Below are 15,361 nucleotides of genomic sequence, written 5' to 3'. Positions count from 1 at the left end.
CTGGCCGAAGGCGGTGCTAAGGTCCCTCCGTCACCACGGAGGGACCATGTCGATCTACGAGATTTGCGACCCGCGCTTCGGGGCCCTGATCCAGGGCTCCGCCCGGCTCGACCACCTCGGCACCGGCCTGCGCTGGGCCGAGGGGCCGGTCTGGTTCCCCGCGCACCAGGCGCTCTACCTGAGCGACATCCCCAACGACCGCATGATGCGCTGGACCGAGGGGACGGGGCTCACCGTGTTCCGCTCCCCCGCCGGCTACACCAACGGCCACACCCGCGACCGCGAGGGGCGGCTGGTGAGCTGCTCGCATGGGCTGCGGTCGGTGGTGCGGACCGAGCACGACGGGACGACCACCGTGCTGGCCGAGAGCCATGACGGGAAGTGGCTCAACTCGCCCAACGATCTGGTGGTGGCACGGGATGGGTCGGTCTGGTTCAGCGATCCCACCTACGGGATCCTCTCGGACTACGAGGGCTACGAATCCGTCCCCGAGCAGGACGAGAACGCCGTCTACCACATCCCGGCCCGGCGGCGGGGAGCCGGAACGGGTGGCGACCGGCTTCGTCCAGCCCAACGGGCTCGCCTTCTCGCCGGACGAGTCGCGGCTCTACGTCGCGGACAGCGGGAGGGCCCCCGACGGCTCGATCTTGGGGCTCCTGCGCGTCTTCGACCAGGAGGCAGGGCGGTTGGTGAACGGGCGTGACTTCGCGAAGCTGGAATTCGGCGTTCCGGACGGGCTGCGGGTGGACGCAAAGGGGCATGTCTGGTGCTCCGGCGGAGAGGCGGTGCACGTCTTCCACCCGGATGGAACGCTGCTGGGCCGGATCCGGGTGCCGGAGGAGGTGGCGAACCTCTGCTTCGGAGGGCCGCGCGGGAACCGGCTGTTCATCGCGGCGACGACGTCGGTCTATGCGATCTACGTGAACGCGAAGGCGCCGAGTTGACCTGAAGGATTGGGAGGAAATTGGAGCGGGCGAAGGGATTCGAACCCTCGACCCCAACCTTGGCAAGGTTGTGCTCTACCCCTGAGCTACACCCGCCCGCTCCGTGGAGGCGTATCTAACGAGGGGCGCAGGGGGCTGCAAGGGGGAAAACGCGGTTTTCGCTGCGTTGCCGCGAAGTCTCCGAAAAGGTTGGAAACCTCGGCCGAGACGGCGCCCGGGCGGACCCGGGCGCCGGTCGGGATCAGCCCAGCTCGACCAGCAGGTCCTTGGCGTCGATCTGCGCGCCGGGGGCGACGTGGACGGCCTTCACGTTGCCGTCGCGGTCGGCGTGGATGCCGGTCTCCATCTTCATCGCCTCGATGGTAAGGAGGAGATCCCCGGCGCGCACCGGCTTGCCGGCTTGGGCCGCAACCGTGGCGACCACCCCCGGCATCGGCGCCCCGACGTGGAGCGGGTTGCCGGACTCGGCCTTGAGGCGGCGCGGGTTCTTGGCGGCGGCCGAGCGGTTCGGGACGCGGATCGTGCGCGGCTGGCCGTTCAGCTCGAAGAAGACGCGGACGTCGCCTTCCTCGGTGGTCTCGCCCACGGCCTGGAGGCGGACCTCCAGGGTCTTGCCGGGGTCGATCTCGGCGCTGATCTCCTCGCCGGGCTCCATGCCATAGAAGAAGGTCTTGGTCGGCAGGACGCGCACAGGACCGTAGGTCTTGTGGCGGCTCACGTAGTCCGAGAAGACCTTGGGATACATGAGATAGCCGTTCAGGTCCTCGTCATCGAGAGGGGGCACGTTCAGGTCCTTGGAGGCCTTTTGGCGCACCGCCTCGATGTCCACCGCCGGCATATGGGCGCCGGGACGGTCGGTCGAGGCGGGCTCGCCTTTCAGAACCTTGCGCTGGATGGGGGCGGGCCAGCCGCCCGGCGGCTGGCCGAGGTTGCCCTTGAGCATGTCCACCACCGACTCGGGGAAGGCCACCTCGACGGCGGGGTCCTCGACCTGCGCTCGCGTGAGCCCCTGCGCCACCATCATCAGGGCCATGTCGCCCACGACCTTGGAGGAGGGCGTGACCTTGACGATGTCGCCGAACATCATGTTGGCGTCGGCATAGGCCTGCGCGACCTCGTGCCACCGCTCCTCCAGCCCGAGGCTGCGGGCCTGGGCCTTGAGGTTGGTGAACTGCCCGCCCGGCATCTCATGGAGGTAGACCTCGGAGGCGGGGGCCTGCAGGCCGGACTCGAAGGCGCAATACTGCTGGCGCACGGCCTCCCAGTAGTTGCTGATCGTGCGGATCGCGGCGATGTCGAGGCCGGTGTCCCGGTCGGTGTGGCGCAGGGCCTCGACGATGCTGCCCAGGCAGGCCTGCGAGGTCCCGCCCGAGAAGGCGTCCATGGCGGCGTCCACCGCGTCCACCCCGGCGTCCGAGGCGGCGAGGATCGTCGCGGCGGCGGCGCCCGACGTGTCGTGCGTGTGGAAGTGGATCGGCAGGCCGACCTCCTCCTTGAGCGCCTTGATGAGGACACGTGCGGCGGAGGCTTTGAGAAGGCCCGCCATGTCCTTGAGGCCGAGGACGTGCGCGCCGGCGGCCTCCAGCTCCTTGGCCATGGCGACGTAGTACTTGAGGTCGTACTTGGCGCGGCTGGGGTCGAGGATGTCGTCCCGTGTAGCAGATCGCCGCCTCGCAGACCTTGTTGGCCTCGACCACGGCGTCCATGGCGACGCGCATGTTCTCGACCCAATTGAGCGAGTCGAAGACGCGGAATACGTCCACGCCCGACTCGGCGGCCTGGAGGACGAAGGCGCGGACCACGTTGTCGGGGTAGTTGGTGTAGCCCACGCCGTTCGAGGCGCGGAGCAGCATCTGCGTCATGATGTTCGGCATCCGCTCGCGTATGTCGCGGAGGCGCTGCCAGGGGCATTCCTGCAGGAAGCGGTAGGCCACGTCGAAGGTGGCACCCCCCCAGCATTCGACCGAGAGGAGCCCCGGCATCATCTGGGCGTAGGCGGGCGCCGCGTTGATCATGTCGATGGAGCGCATCCGGGTGGCGAGCAGCGACTGGTGCCCGTCCCGCATGGTCGTGTCGGTGACGAGGAGCCGGGTCTGCGCCTTCATCCAGTCGGCGACGCCCTTTGGCCCCTTCTGGTCAAGGAGTTGCCGGGTTCCGGCCTGCCAAGTCCCGAGCATCTGGACTGGCGGCTTGGCCTTGCGGGCGTCGGCGGCGGGCTTGGAGCGGCCGGCCGTCTCGGGGTGCCCGTTGACGGTGATGTCGGCGATGTAGGTCAGGATCTTGGTCGCCCGGTCCTGCCGCTGGCCGAACTGGAAGAGCTCGGGCGTCGTGTCGATGAACTTGGTGGTGTACTCGTTCGACAGGAAGGTCGGGTGCTTGAGCAGGTTCACCACGAAGTCGATGTTCGTGCTGACGCCCCGGATGCGGAACTCGCGCAGCGCGCGGTCCATGCGGGCGATGGCCATCTCGGGCGTGGGCGCGCGGGCGGTGACCTTGGTCAGGAGCGAGTCGTAGTAGCGGGTGATGACCGCGCCGGAATAGGCCGTGCCGCCGTCGAGTCGGATGCCGGGGCCGGTGGCGCTGCGGTAGGTCTGGATGCGGCCGTAGTCGGGGATGAAGTTGTTGGCCGGGTCCTCGGTCGTCACGCGGCACTGGAGCGCGTGGCCGTCGAGCTTGATCTGGTCCTGGGAGGGGACGCCGGTGGCCTCGGCGAGGCTCTTGCCCTCCTCGATGAGGATCTGGGCGCGGACGATGTCGATGCCGGTGACCTCCTCAGTCACGGTGTGCTCGACCTGGACGCGGGGGTTCACCTCGATGAAGTAGAACTTGCCGGAGTCCATATCCATCAGGAACTCGACGGTGCCGGCGCATTCGTAGTTGACCGCGCTGGTCAGGCGGACGGCCATCTCGCAGACCTCCTCGCGCTGCTCCTGCGTGAGGTAGGGGGCGGGCGCCCGCTCCACGACCTTCTGGTTGCGGCGCTGGACGGTGCAGTCGCGCTCCCAGAGGTGGTAGATGTGGCCCTGCTTGTCGCCCAGGATCTGCACCTCGACGTGGCGGGCGCGCAGGATCATCTTCTCGAGGTAGCCCTCGCCGTTGCCGAAGGCGGCCTCGGCCTCGCGGCGGCCCTCCAGCACCTTGGTCTCGAGCTCGTCCTCGCTGAGGATGGGCCGCATCCCGCGACCGCCGCCGCCCCAGGAGGCCTTGAGCATCAGCGGGTAGCCGATCTCGGCGGCCTCGCGCTTGATGGCCTCCATGTCGTCGCCCAGGACTTCGGTCGCGGGGATGACGGGGACGCCGGCCTGGATCGCGACCTTGCGGGCCGAGGCCTTGTCGCCCAGGGCGCGCATCGTCGCGGCGGTCGGGCCGATGAAGATGATGCCCTCGGCCTCGCAGGCGTCCACGAGGGCGGGGTTCTCGGAGAGGAGGCCGTAGCCCGGGTGGATCGCGTCGGCGCCGGACATCTTGGCCACGCGGATGATCTCGGGGATGCTCAGGTAGGCCTGAACGGGGCCGAGGCCCTCTCCGATGCGGTAGGCCTCATCCGCCTTGAAGCGGTGGAGGCCGAGCTTGTCCTCCTCGGCGTAGACGGCGACGGTGCGCTTCCCGAGCTCGGTCGCGGCGCGCATCACGCGGATGGCGATCTCGCCACGGTTGGCGACAAGGATCTTCTTGAACTCGGGCATGGACGGGCTCCGGTTGAGGCGCGGGCACATTAGGCGCGCTGCGGTGCGGCGCAAGGGCGCTTTACGTCGTGGAAGCGGGGTTGGGCGACAGACGCGCCATCGGCTTGAGCGGAGGCCCTGCGTGCCACATCACGGTCAGTCGTGGAACGTAACACGAACGAGAGCTTCCATCGAAGCGTGGGGCGCATTATGTTCCCCCTCCATGACCGCTTCGCCCGATCCCGACCTGCCCCTCTCGCGCCGCGCCATGGCGGCGGCGATGCCCCGAACCCCGTATCTCGACGGCCTGAACCCCGCGCAGCGCGCGGCGGTCGAGGCGCTGGACGGGCCCGTGCTGATGCTGGCCGGGGCGGGCACCGGCAAGACCAAGGCGCTGACGGCTCGGATCGCGCATCTGCTGACGACCGGACGGGCGCGGCCGAACGAGATTCTGGCGGTGACCTTCACCAACAAGGCCGCGCGGGAGATGAGGAACCGCGTGGGCTCCATGGTGGGCGAGGCGGTGGAGGGGATGCCCTGGCTCGGCACCTTCCACGCGATCTGCGTGAAGCTCCTGCGACGGCACGCGGAACTGGTGGGGCTCAGGTCGAACTTCACGATCCTTGACGACGACGATCAGGTGCGGTTGCTGAAGCAGCTCATCGCGGCGGCGGGGATCGACGAGAAGCGGTGGCCGGCGCGGCAGCTCTCGCACATCATCGACGGGTGGAAGAACCGGGCGGTGTCGCCGGACAACATCCCGGCGGCGGACGTGGCGGCCTTCGATCACAAGGGGGTCGATCTGTATGCGGCGTATCAGGCGCGGCTGAGGGACCTGAACGCGGTCGACTTCGGCGACCTGCTGCTGCACATGATCCGCATCTTCCGCGAGAACGAGGACGTGCTGGAGCAATACCAGCGCTGGTTCCGCTACATCCTCGTGGACGAGTACCAGGACACCAACATCGCCCAGTACCTCTGGCTGCGGCTGCTGGCGCAGGGGCATCGGAACATCTGCTGCGTGGGCGACGACGACCAGTCGATCTACGGCTGGCGCGGGGCGGAAGTCGGCAACATTCTGCGGTTCGAGCAGGATTTCCCGGGCGCGACTGTGGTGCGGCTGGAGCAGAACTACCGCTCCACCCCGCATATCCTCGCCGCTGCCTCGGCGGTGATCGCGGGGAACAAGGGGCGGCTGGGGAAGACGCTTTGGACCGCGTTGGGCGAGGGGGAGAAGGTCCGGCTCATCGGCCACTGGGACGGCGAGGAGGAGGCGCGCTGGGTCGGCGAGGAGGTCGAGGCGATGCAGCGCGGGACGCGCGGCATGGAGCCCATCGGCCTCGACGGCATCGCCATTCTCGTGCGGGCGTCGCACCAGATGCGGGCCTTCGAGGACCGCTTCCTGACCATCGGGCTGCCGTATCGCGTGATCGGCGGCCCGCGCTTCTACGAGCGGCAGGAGATCCGGGACGCGATGGCCTACTTCCGGCTGGCCGTGTCCCCGGACGACGACCTGGCGTTCGAGCGGATCGTGAACACGCCGAAGCGGGGCCTGGGCGACAAGGCGATGCAGACCGTGCAGGTCTGCGCCCGTCACCACCGGGTGTCGCTGCTGGACGGCGCGCGGATCGCGGTGGAAAACGGGGACCTTGGCGGCAAGGGCGGTCGGGAGCTGCGGGTCTTCGTCGAGGCCATGGAGCGCTGGCACCGGCAGATCCGGGACGAGGCCGACACGCATGTCGAGCTCGCGCAGATGATCCTGGACGAGTCGGGCTACACGGCGATGTGGAAGGCCGACAAGTCCCCCGACGCGGCGGGGCGGCTCGAGAACCTCAAGGAGCTGGTGAAGGCGCTGGACGAGTTCGAGAACCTCCAGGGGTTCCTGGAGCACGTCGCCCTGGTCATGGACAACGCGAGCGAGGACGGGGACGAGAAGGTCTCGATCATGACGCTGCATGGGGCCAAGGGGCTGGAGTTCCCGGCGGTGTTCCTGCCGGGGTGGGAGGACGGGCTGTTTCCCTCGCAGCGGTCGATGGACGAGGGGGGCGTGAAGGGGCTCGAGGAGGAGCGCAGGCTGGCCTATGTCGGCATCACGCGGGCGGAGAAGGTGGCGACCATCTCCTTCGCGGGGAACCGGCGGGTGCATGGGCAGTGGCAAAGCTCTCTGCCGAGCCGCTTCATCGACGAGTTGCCCAAGGACCATGTCGAGGTGCTGACGCCGCCGGGGCTCTATGGCGGAGGCTACGGCGCGGCGGGGATGGCGATGAGCGCCTCGCCCGTGCTGCAGACCGCGAGCGAGTCCGTGCTGGCCGACCGGGCGGCGCGGGCGGATGTCTATGCGTCCCCCGGCTGGCGAAGGTTGCAGGCGCGAGCTCAGGTCCGGCCGCTGCGAGAGCCGCAGGAGTCGCGCAGCATCACCATCGACGCGACGGCCGTCAGTTCCTTCACCGTGGGCGACCGGGTGTTCCACCAGAAGTTCGGCTATGGCCGGATCGTCGGAGCCGAGGGCGACAAGCTCGACATCGACTTCGAGAAGGCGGGCGAGAAGAAGGTCGTGGCGAAGTTCGTCGTGCCCGCCAGCGGGGGCGGGGACGACGTGCCGTTCTGATCCTTGCGCTGCCATGATGCCTGTCTCCTGGGTTGATGGGGACAGGATCGCAGGGGGCGGTTAACGGGGCGTTACAGCTACGGGCGTTGCGTCGGGGTCTGGAAAAGCCTTGGAAAACAAGGAGCGATCCTTAACGGGCTGTTAAGGGTCGCTAGGGATAGTGGGGAGCGACGAATCGGGTCGGAGGCGTGGGGCGCGCCTCGGGGCACACCCGGTACCCATGTCGGATGCGACATGGTGCGCTGCAGCGCGCCCGATGCCTCGGATTCGGGCCCGAGTGCGTTCACTTGCAGGTCGCACCTTGCCGAGTCGGATCGAAGGTCACCGGAGGACCTGACGACGATCGACGAGGCTGCGCGGACATTGCGCGAGATGTACCTTGACCCGGCAACCGACAAGGCGGTCTCGGTGCACCTCTTTGGTATCCGCCATGCTGCACACCTTGAGGGCATGTCCCGGAAGGAGGTCGCGGCACGGGCCGAGGTCCCTGTGACCTATGCCACCGAAATCCGCAAAGGCATCAACCTCGCTGCCTATGTCAGGGAGAGGTGGGCCGCTCCGCCCTTGCCGGGAAGCGTCCCTCAGATCGCCTTCAGGATCGGCCAGAGCGTCGCCACGAGCAGCGCCGCCATGGTGACGTTGAAGGCGCGAAGCCGCGCGGGAGAGGTGAGGAACCGGCGCATCTCCTGCCCCAGCGCGGCCCAGGCCCAGACGGAGGGCAGGCCCAGGACGAGGAAGACCAGCGCGACGGTCACGACCTCGGTCGAGCGGCCGAAGGTGTAGGCGGCGCAGGCGGTGAGGGCCATGGCCCAGCCCTTGGGGTTGACCCACTGGAAGGCGCAGGCCTCGAGGAAGGTCATGGGGCGCGCGTTGCCCTTGGCCTCGTCCAGGTGCGGATCGGAGCTGGCGATGCGCCAGGCGAGCCAGAGCAGGTAGGCGACCGAGGCGGCCTTGAGGACCGCCTGGCTGCCCGGGACCGCGTGGAAGAGGCCCGAGAGGCCGAGCCCCACGGCGACGATCATGGCCGAGAAGCCGAGCGCCACGCCCCAGATGTGGGGGACCGTGCGGCTGACGCCGAAGTTGGCGCCCGAGGTCATCAGCATGAGGTTGTTGGGCCCCGGCGTGATGAGCGACACGAAGGCGAAGCCGGCCAGCGCGGGGAGGAGGTCGAGCGTCGTCATGGGGCACCTCTCGGATCGGGGGCACTCTGGCGCATCCGAGGGCGCATGTTGTTGCGGAATTGTGCGATGCGGGCGTATCCTCGCAACCCATGGGAGAGATGGACGCCATCGACGAGCGGATATTGCGCGAGCTGCGCCGGGATGGGCGGCTGTCGAACCTTGGGCTGGCGGAAAGGGTGGGGCTCTCGCCCTCGGCGACGCTGCGGCGGGTGCAGGAGCTGGAGCGGCGCGGGGTGATCCGCGGCTTCCGGGCGGTGGTCGATCCGGCGCAGGTGGGGCGGGGCTTCGTCGTCTACGTGACGGTGGCGCTGTCGGACCACAGCAAGGCGGCGCAGCGGGGCTTCGAGGGCGTGATGGCGCGGAGCGCCGAGGTGGCGGAGTGCCACACGGTCGCGGGGACCTTCGACTACCTGCTGCGGGTCGAGGCGCGGGACCTCGGGGCCTACAAGCTGTTCCACGACGACGTGCTGGGAACGATCCCGACGGTGCGGGCGATTACCAGCGTCATCGTCATGGAGAGCCCGAAGGACGAGCGCGCATAGCGACCCGGTCGAGGACGTGGACGGCGAGGCCGGCGAGCAGGCCCCAGAAGGCGGCGCCGACGCCGAAGGCCGCGACGCCCGAGGCGGTGACGGCGAGCGTGACGACGGCGGGGACGCGCGTGAGCGGCTGCGCCATGGCTCCGGCGAGCGCGCCGGTCAGAGGGCCGAGGAGGGCGATGGCGACGACGCCGGCCACGAGCTCGGGCGGCAGCGCGGCGATCGCGGCGATGACGAGGGGGGAGGCGAGGCCGAGGGCGACCCAGACGGCGGCGTAGGCGAGGCCTACCGTCCAGCGCCGCGTCCGGTCGGGGTGGACGTCGTCGCCCAGGCAGATCGCGGCGGTGATGGCGGCCATGCTGATCGGGTGGGCGCCGAAGAGGCCGGCGACGGCGGAGAGGAGGCCGGTGGCGGTGAGCGCCGGGCCGACCGGGGGCTCGTAGCCCGGCGCGCGGAGGGTGGCGAAGCCGGGGAGGTTCTGGCTCGCCATGGTGACGAGGGCGAGGGGGATGGCGAGGCCCACGGCGGTGCCGGCGTCGAACTGCGGGGTGACGAGGACGAGGTGGGGTAGGCCCGCGACCTCGGGCGCGTGGGCGGCGCCGGTCAGGAAGGCGAGCGTCAGGCCCACGGCCAAGGCCACCAGCACCGCCCAGGCGGGGTTCCTCAGGCGCACGAGCGCGAAGGCCAGGACCATCGGGCCGACCAGGGCGGGCGCCTGCGCGGCTGAGGGGGCGAGCTTGAGGACGAAGGGAAGGAGGACCCCGGCCAGCATCCCGGCGGCGATGGCGTCGGGGATCAGTGCGACAAGGCGGCCGAGCGGGCGGATCAGTCCCATGGCCGCGATGATGAGGCCCGCGAGGACGAAGGCGCCGGTGGCCTGCTCCATGGAGAGGCCCTCGGTCGCCGCCACGAGCGCCGCGCCGGGGGTGGACCAGGCGAGGACCATGGGGATGCGCGCCCACCAAGAGAGGCCGGCGCTGCCGATGGCCTTGGCGAGGGCGACGGCGAGGACCCAGGAGGCGGTCTGCGCTGGCGTCGCGTGGACCGCCGCCGCCGCCGCGAGGACGAGCGCGATGGTGGAGCCAAAGCCCACCAGGGCCGCGACCAGGGCCGCCGAGAGGAGGGACGCGCGCATGGAACTCCGCCTTGCCGTTGCGGCGCGCACCATGACGGGGAGCCTTGGCGGGGGGAAGAGGTCAGCCTTCGGCCAGGAGGTTCTGCGCGGCCTTGATGCCGTCGATGAGGCGCTGCACGTCGGCCGAGCTGCGCCGGCTGTAGGCGATGCGGGCCATCTCCACGAAGTCCCAGTCCGGCTGCGCGGCCCGGGCCCGCGCGGCGTGATGCCGGGCGGGGCCGGTCTCGCCCGCCAGCGCGAAGGCGGCGGCGAGGCGCATCTCCTGCCGGGGGCTGAGGGTCGGGAGCCGGAGGAGAAGTCGGGCGGATTCGGCGTAGCGGCCCAGGAACAGCAGCGCCTCGGAATGGAGCGAGTCGTAGTAGATGGGCCAGAGCGGGTTCATCTCCTTGGCCTTCTCGATCCGGCCCAGCGCCGCCTCGGAGTCGCCGCGCCAGACCAGCACGATGGCCAGGCCGAACTGGGCGTCGGCGTCGTAGGGGTTGAGCGCGACGGCCTTGGTGGCCGCGCTCTCGCCGGCGTCGAACTCGCCCAGGGTGGCGTGGCAGTAGCCCAGGATGCCGTGGCAGCGCGATTCGTCGGGCGAGAGCTCCACGCCCTGCATGGCGTCGGCCCGCGCGCCCAGCTTCACCTCCTGGGGCGCGAGTCCGTAGTCATGGAGCGAGAGGCTCGCGAGGGCGCGGTAGGAGTAGGCGATGCCGAAGGCCGGGTCGGCCTCGATGGCGGCGGCGAACTGGGCGAGCGCCCTCTCGTTGACGCCGGGGCCGTAGCTGCGGAGCAGGGCCTTGCCCCGGGCGAGGTGCTCGAAGGCGGTAAGGTCGCCCGGGCCCCGGTGCAGGCTGCTGCGGTAGCCAGCCTCCTCGATGGTGGTGAAGAGCCGGCCGACGATGCGCCGGGGCACGAGGTCCTGGAGCGCGAGCAGGCCCGAATCGCCCGCGTCGAAGCTGTCGCCCCAGAGGACGTCGCCGGTGGCCGCGTCGTTGAGGGCGAGGGCGATGCGGAGCTGGCCGCCGACCAGCCGGGCGGTCCCGTCCACGAGGTAGGCCGCCCGAAGGCGCGCGCCGATCCCGGAAAGCGGCAGCCCCGCGCGGGCGGCGGCGAAGGCCGAGTGGCGGGCGACCACGGTCAGGTTGCGGAACCGCGCCAGGCCGTTGGTGACCTCCTCGATCAGGCCGTCGAGGATGGGCCCCCGGTCCGGGTCGCCGGTCTCGTTGGCCAGCGGAAGGATCGCGATATGAGGCCGCCGCCAGAGCGGAGGGACGCCGCCCACGACCGGGGCGACGGCGAGCGGCGGGTCGGCCGCGTCGGGGACCAGGATGAAGCCCCGCCGCGCGACGGTGCGGATCAGCCTCTGGTGCTCGTCCCCGAGGCTGCGGCGGATGTCGCGGATCGCCTGGGTCAGCGAGTCCTCGGAGACGATCACGCCGGGCCAGACGGTCCCGAGCAGCTCGTCCTTGGACATGACGCGGCCGGAGTTGCGCGCCAGCTCGCAGAGGAGGCGGAAGGACTTGGAGCGAAGGGGCAGGATGACGCCGTCGCGCGTCAGGGTCCCCCGGGCCATGTCGAGGATGGCCCCTCCCAGGACGATGACACTAGGCTCGACGCTGTCGTCCAAGTTGGGTCTCCGACCCTATCCCGGAAGGATGGGGACGGGGACCCGTGGCTGTCAAGAACCCCAGCGGCTCGCCCGGTTCCGGGCGCGGGTCAGGGCGGGGTGCTCGGGCTCGGGCCGGGGGGTGGGTGGCAGGCCCAGGTCGTCGCGCAGATGCGGCGGCATCCGGGCCAGGGCGTCCTCGGCCTCGCGCTCGGCGGCGCGGGACCGCGACCCGCCGATGAACGAGGCGGGATGGGCGGCGAACAGGTCCTCGAGGGTGCCGAGGAGGCTCCAGCTCGGGCTTCTTGGAATCGTCAACATGGCAATCTCCCGTGAAAGGCGGGCGTCGAGGGGGCGCCCGTCACGGGACAGGATGCGGGCATCCGCCGCCGGCGTCCTGAGAGGACGGTGAAACTTGGCTGAAATCGGGAAAGAAGAACGGCGGTCGCCCAGGGAGGAGAGGGCGCCGCCGTCCGGTAGGGGCCTGCCCAGGGAGGAGGAGAGGGCGGCCGTTCCGATCAGTGCGCGGCGCGACCCGGGAGGAGATGGGTCGGCCGCTTTTCCGCGCGGCATCCCGGGAGGAGGTGGGACGCCTGCGAAATCCGTGCGGCGGAGCCTGGGAGGAGGTAGGCCCCGCCGCGGGTCGCCTCTGCCCCGGGAGGAGGTGGGGCGTCGGCGAATTCCGTGCGGCGGGACCAGGGAGGAGGAGAGGTCCCGCCGCGTCGTGCTCGGAGCGGCCCAGGGAGGAGGAGCGGGCGCCCCGGCGAAGTGGTCCTGGCCCCTGGGAGGAGGGAGCCGGGACCGGAAGGGATCAGGCGCCGTAGGCGGCCGCGCGGGCGACCGCCGCGATGTCGGCGGAGCTCAGCCCGAGGTCGTTCAGCTCGCGCTCGTTGAGCTGGCCGAGCTCGTTGACGGTGGCGCGGTAGAGCCGGTACTTGGCCACGCGCTCGGCAAGGTCGGCGCGCAGGTCGGCGAGGCGCTGGGCGAAGGTGGCGCCGGCTTGGGCGCGGTGGGTGTCGTGGGCGAAGGCCATCGGTCTGCTCTCTTTCTTGTCGTCCGCCGCCTTGGCCCCGTGCCGTGGCGGCCGCGCCTGTTAGCGCTGTCGGGAGCACAGATAAGCGAATGCTGCGGGTGCACAATGGCGGAAAGAGGCAATGCTGCCATGCAGCAATTGCATGAGCCTTGTTGACCTTTTCTTAGGGGTCTCGTGCCTTGGCCGGGCTTCGGGGCGACTCGGTCGCGGGCCTGCGACTCCGGGGGTCTTGCGCTTTGCCCGAAGGGGGATGAGGTTCGCGCGCGAATTGAGCGGGCCGCATGACGGGCGTGCGCCCAGGGTGCGTCGGCGGCGCTGATCCGCACGGACCCGACGGGATGGGGCCGCTCTGCAACAGGAGTATGACGGATGGCCCCGACGAAGGATGAGGTGATGGCGGCTCTGGCCCGGGTGACGGTCCCCGGAGGCGGCGACCTTGCGGGGAGCGGCTGGGTGCGCGCGCTCGCGGTCGCGGGCGGGGCGGTGCGCTTCGTGATCGAGGCGCCGAGCGCGGACCTCGCTCGGGGGCTGGAGCCGGTGCGCGCGACGGCCGAGTCGGCCGTGCGGGGCCTGCCGGGCGTGACGAGCGTCTCGGTGGTGCTCACCGCGCATGGACCGGCGGCGCGGCCGCCTCAGCCCGCCCCCAGCTCGGCGCCGCCGTCGCTGAGCATCGGGCGCCACCCGACGCCGCAGGCGGGGCCGCAGGCGGTGACCGGGGTGGACCGCATCCTCGCCATCGCCTCCGGGAAGGGCGGGGTGGGCAAGTCCACCGTGGCCGCGAACCTTGCCGTGGCGCTGGCCCGCGAGGGACGGCGGGTCGGGCTGCTCGACGCCGACATCTACGGGCCGTCGCAGCCGCGCATGATGGGGGTGTCGAAGCGCCCGGCCTCGCCGGACGGAAAGACCATCGAGCCGTTGCGCGCCCACGGCGTGACGATGATGTCCATCGGCCTGATGGTGGACCCGGACAAGGCCATCGTCTGGCGCGGGCCGATGCTGATGGGGGCCCTCCAGCAGATGCTGACGCAGGTGAACTGGGGCGGGCTCGACGTGCTGATCGTGGACCTGCCGCCCGGGACGGGGGACGTGCAGCTCACGCTCTGCCAGCGGACGAACCTGACGGGGGCCATCGTGGTCTCCACGCCGCAGGACGTGGCGCTGATCGACGCGAGGAAGGCCATCGACATGTTCAGGACGCTCAAGACCCCGGTCCTGGGCCTGATCGAGAACATGAGCACCTTCGTCTGCCCCAACTGCGGGCACGAGAGCCACGTCTTCGGGCATGGCGGCGTCGAGGAGGAGGCCCGGCGCGACGGCATCCCCTTCCTCGGGCGGCTGCCCATCGACCTGCAGACCCGGATCTCCGGCGACGAGGGGGTGCCGGTCGCGACGGGGGAGGGACCCATGGCCGAGGCCTGGCGCGGGATCGCGCGGCGGCTGGTCCAAGGCGGCATGGCCTAGGGACCGGTCCCAGGAAATCCCGGACCGGCGAGGCGCGGCCTGCGACTCGGCCCGGTCGGGCCAAGCCAAGGAGGCGCGATTCGTTCCCGCCTCACTTGCCAGCTTTGTATCATAAATACCTGAAATATTTGCATTTCAAGCATAGCGCGAGTCGCGTGGCGACCTACCCTCTTGCCAGGTCTTGGTTAAGCAACCGTGAACCGGCAGATCTCCGCCGGGCGGTTTTTCCACAGCCCGGCGGAAGGGACGGCGATCACCGCTCGTTGATTTGCGCGGGAAATCCGGACTCTCCACAAACCTATCCACAAGCGGAAAGCGCTTGGACTGTGGCATTCGCGCTTCGCTTGGCCTGGGCCCCAATATTCCCCTTGAGTGCCATGATTTCCCATGGCATCCCTTGGGCGTCGGAGGCGAGCGGGATAGCAAGGGGCGTCAAAAGAACCCCGAACGAGAAGCAGTCATACAGGCAAATCCATTCCCTCGCCTTCGATACGAGAGCAGGACAGTCGAAGCGAAACGCCACAGGCGAACGAATCCGGCGCGCGAGCGAGCAGCATCCCCCCAGGTGCGCGCGCAGTCGGACTTCCCGAGAGGGAACGAAACGGCGGATCAGGTGTGGCAGCCCTTGATCCGCCGTTTTCGCGTCTCGGGACCAGAGGCACCAAGGGGGTTGGACGGACGGGGCTTTGGCGGGCACGAGCTTCACGGGCGAGGAACGGGCGAAGGTCGACGGCAAGGGCCGCATGTCGATCCCGGCCGAGTTCCGCAAGGTCCTGATGGTCGGCGACCCCGAGCGCGGGGAGGGCGGCGCCTACCGTCTGCAGCTCAATTATGGCGACCATCTCGGGAACCGCCTGGAGGTCCGCACCGTCGCCGCGCACGAAGCCATCGCCCAGCGCATCGCAGAGTGGGAGCCCCAGGATGACGACGAGGAGGCCGAGAAGGACGCGACCGCCCACTTCATGCTCACGCAGAGCCAGTCCATCGAGGTGGACCGCGACGGTCGCATCGTGCTGCCGGCCCGCTTCCGCGCGCGGCTCGGCCTGACGGAGGGCGAGGTCGCCTTCGCCGGCAAGGGCGGCTGGTTCGAGATCTGGGCGGCGGAGACCTACGAGTCCGAGGTGCAGGCGCGCCACCGCGAGTTCCTGGCCAGCAAGCCCAAGAACTACAATCCCCTCACCGCCCTCAACCGCAGACGCTGAGC

The 15,361-nt window shown here is 70.1% G+C and carries 10 protein-coding genes, 1 tRNA gene and 3 pseudogenes; 7 read left to right on the top strand and 7 right to left on the bottom strand.

The annotated features are described in order from the left end of the window. Positions 1-46: 46 nt before the first annotated feature. Both RUMESO_RS28130 and RUMESO_RS09510 read left to right on the top strand, forming a co-directional pair. Positions 47-412 (top strand): annotated as a pseudogene (locus RUMESO_RS28130) (SMP-30/gluconolactonase/LRE family protein); the annotation flags it as partial. Further along, positions 309-944 (top strand): SMP-30/gluconolactonase/LRE family protein, encoded by a 636-nt coding sequence (locus RUMESO_RS09510; protein WP_342670754.1) that lies wholly within the window; start codon positions 309-311, stop codon positions 942-944. The pseudogene RUMESO_RS28130 and the gene RUMESO_RS09510, both read left to right, overlap by 104 nt. A 21-nt stretch (positions 945-965) precedes the next feature. On the opposite strand, the gene RUMESO_RS09505 is transcribed toward RUMESO_RS09510, so the two are convergent. After that, positions 966-1,040, bottom strand: a tRNA-Gly gene (locus RUMESO_RS09505). Positions 1,041-1,185: 145 nt separating this feature from the next. Further along, positions 1,186-4,630, bottom strand: a pseudogene (locus RUMESO_RS09500) (pyruvate carboxylase). Between the two features lie 202 nt (positions 4,631-4,832). On the opposite strand from RUMESO_RS09500, the gene RUMESO_RS09495 reads away from it, so the two are divergent. Next, positions 4,833-7,217, top strand: coding sequence for an ATP-dependent helicase (locus RUMESO_RS09495; RefSeq protein WP_037279897.1), 2,385 nt, complete (start codon positions 4,833-4,835; stop codon positions 7,215-7,217). 234 nt (positions 7,218-7,451) lie between these two features. Further along, positions 7,452-7,751: pseudogene (locus RUMESO_RS28490) on the top strand (HTH-like domain-containing protein); the annotation flags it as partial. Between the two features lie 47 nt (positions 7,752-7,798). On the opposite strand, the gene RUMESO_RS09490 reads toward RUMESO_RS28490, so the two are convergent. Continuing rightward, complete coding sequence (locus tag RUMESO_RS09490; protein WP_037279896.1) at positions 7,799-8,398, bottom strand: LysE family translocator; 600 nt, start codon at positions 8,396-8,398, stop codon at positions 7,799-7,801. An 89-nt stretch (positions 8,399-8,487) separates the two neighbouring features. Between RUMESO_RS09490 and RUMESO_RS09485 the strand changes: the two genes are divergently transcribed. Continuing rightward, positions 8,488-8,940, top strand: a complete 453-nt coding sequence (locus RUMESO_RS09485) for an Lrp/AsnC family transcriptional regulator (protein WP_037279894.1) — start codon at positions 8,488-8,490, stop codon at positions 8,938-8,940. Here RUMESO_RS09485 and RUMESO_RS09480 read toward each other — a convergent pair. The 4 genes from RUMESO_RS09480 to RUMESO_RS09465 form a co-directional block, all read right to left on the bottom strand. After that, the gene (locus RUMESO_RS09480; protein ID WP_425414892.1) at positions 8,909-10,105 is read right to left on the bottom strand and encodes a benzoate/H(+) symporter BenE family transporter; all 1,197 of its coding nucleotides are present in this window, start codon (positions 10,103-10,105) and stop codon (positions 8,909-8,911) included. The two genes, RUMESO_RS09485 and RUMESO_RS09480, sit on opposite strands and share 32 nt — an antisense overlap. Before the next feature lie 28 nt (positions 10,106-10,133). After that, positions 10,134-11,684 carry a winged helix-turn-helix domain-containing tetratricopeptide repeat protein gene (locus tag RUMESO_RS09475; protein ID WP_051521181.1) on the bottom strand — a complete coding sequence of 517 codons (1,551 nt, stop codon included), beginning with the start codon at positions 11,682-11,684 and terminating at the stop codon, positions 10,134-10,136. 51 nt (positions 11,685-11,735) lie between these two features. Next, positions 11,736-11,984: a hypothetical protein gene (locus RUMESO_RS09470; protein WP_037279892.1), complete on the bottom strand. Its 249-nt coding sequence runs from the start codon at positions 11,982-11,984 to the stop codon at positions 11,736-11,738. Between the two features lie 490 nt (positions 11,985-12,474). After that, positions 12,475-12,696, bottom strand: coding sequence for a DUF1127 domain-containing protein (locus tag RUMESO_RS09465; protein WP_037279891.1), 222 nt, complete (start codon positions 12,694-12,696; stop codon positions 12,475-12,477). Positions 12,697-13,065: 369 nt separating this feature from the next. On the opposite strand from RUMESO_RS09465, the gene RUMESO_RS09460 reads away from it, so the two are divergent. Further along, the gene (locus tag RUMESO_RS09460; RefSeq protein WP_037279889.1) at positions 13,066-14,157 is read left to right on the top strand and encodes an Mrp/NBP35 family ATP-binding protein; all 1,092 of its coding nucleotides are present in this window, start codon (positions 13,066-13,068) and stop codon (positions 14,155-14,157) included. A gap of 686 nt (positions 14,158-14,843) precedes the next feature. Then, the gene (locus RUMESO_RS09455; protein WP_037279888.1) at positions 14,844-15,359 is read left to right on the top strand and encodes a division/cell wall cluster transcriptional repressor MraZ; all 516 of its coding nucleotides are present in this window, start codon (positions 14,844-14,846) and stop codon (positions 15,357-15,359) included. Positions 15,360-15,361: the final 2 nt, after the last annotated feature.

Origin of the sequence: Rubellimicrobium mesophilum DSM 19309 (genome assembly GCF_000600335.2) — a bacterium.
GTDB classification, from domain to species: Bacteria; Pseudomonadota; Alphaproteobacteria; order Rhodobacterales; family Rhodobacteraceae; genus Rubellimicrobium; species Rubellimicrobium mesophilum.
The sequence above is the reverse complement of the archived record's forward strand: the minus strand, read 5'-3'. Positions and strand labels throughout refer to the sequence as shown.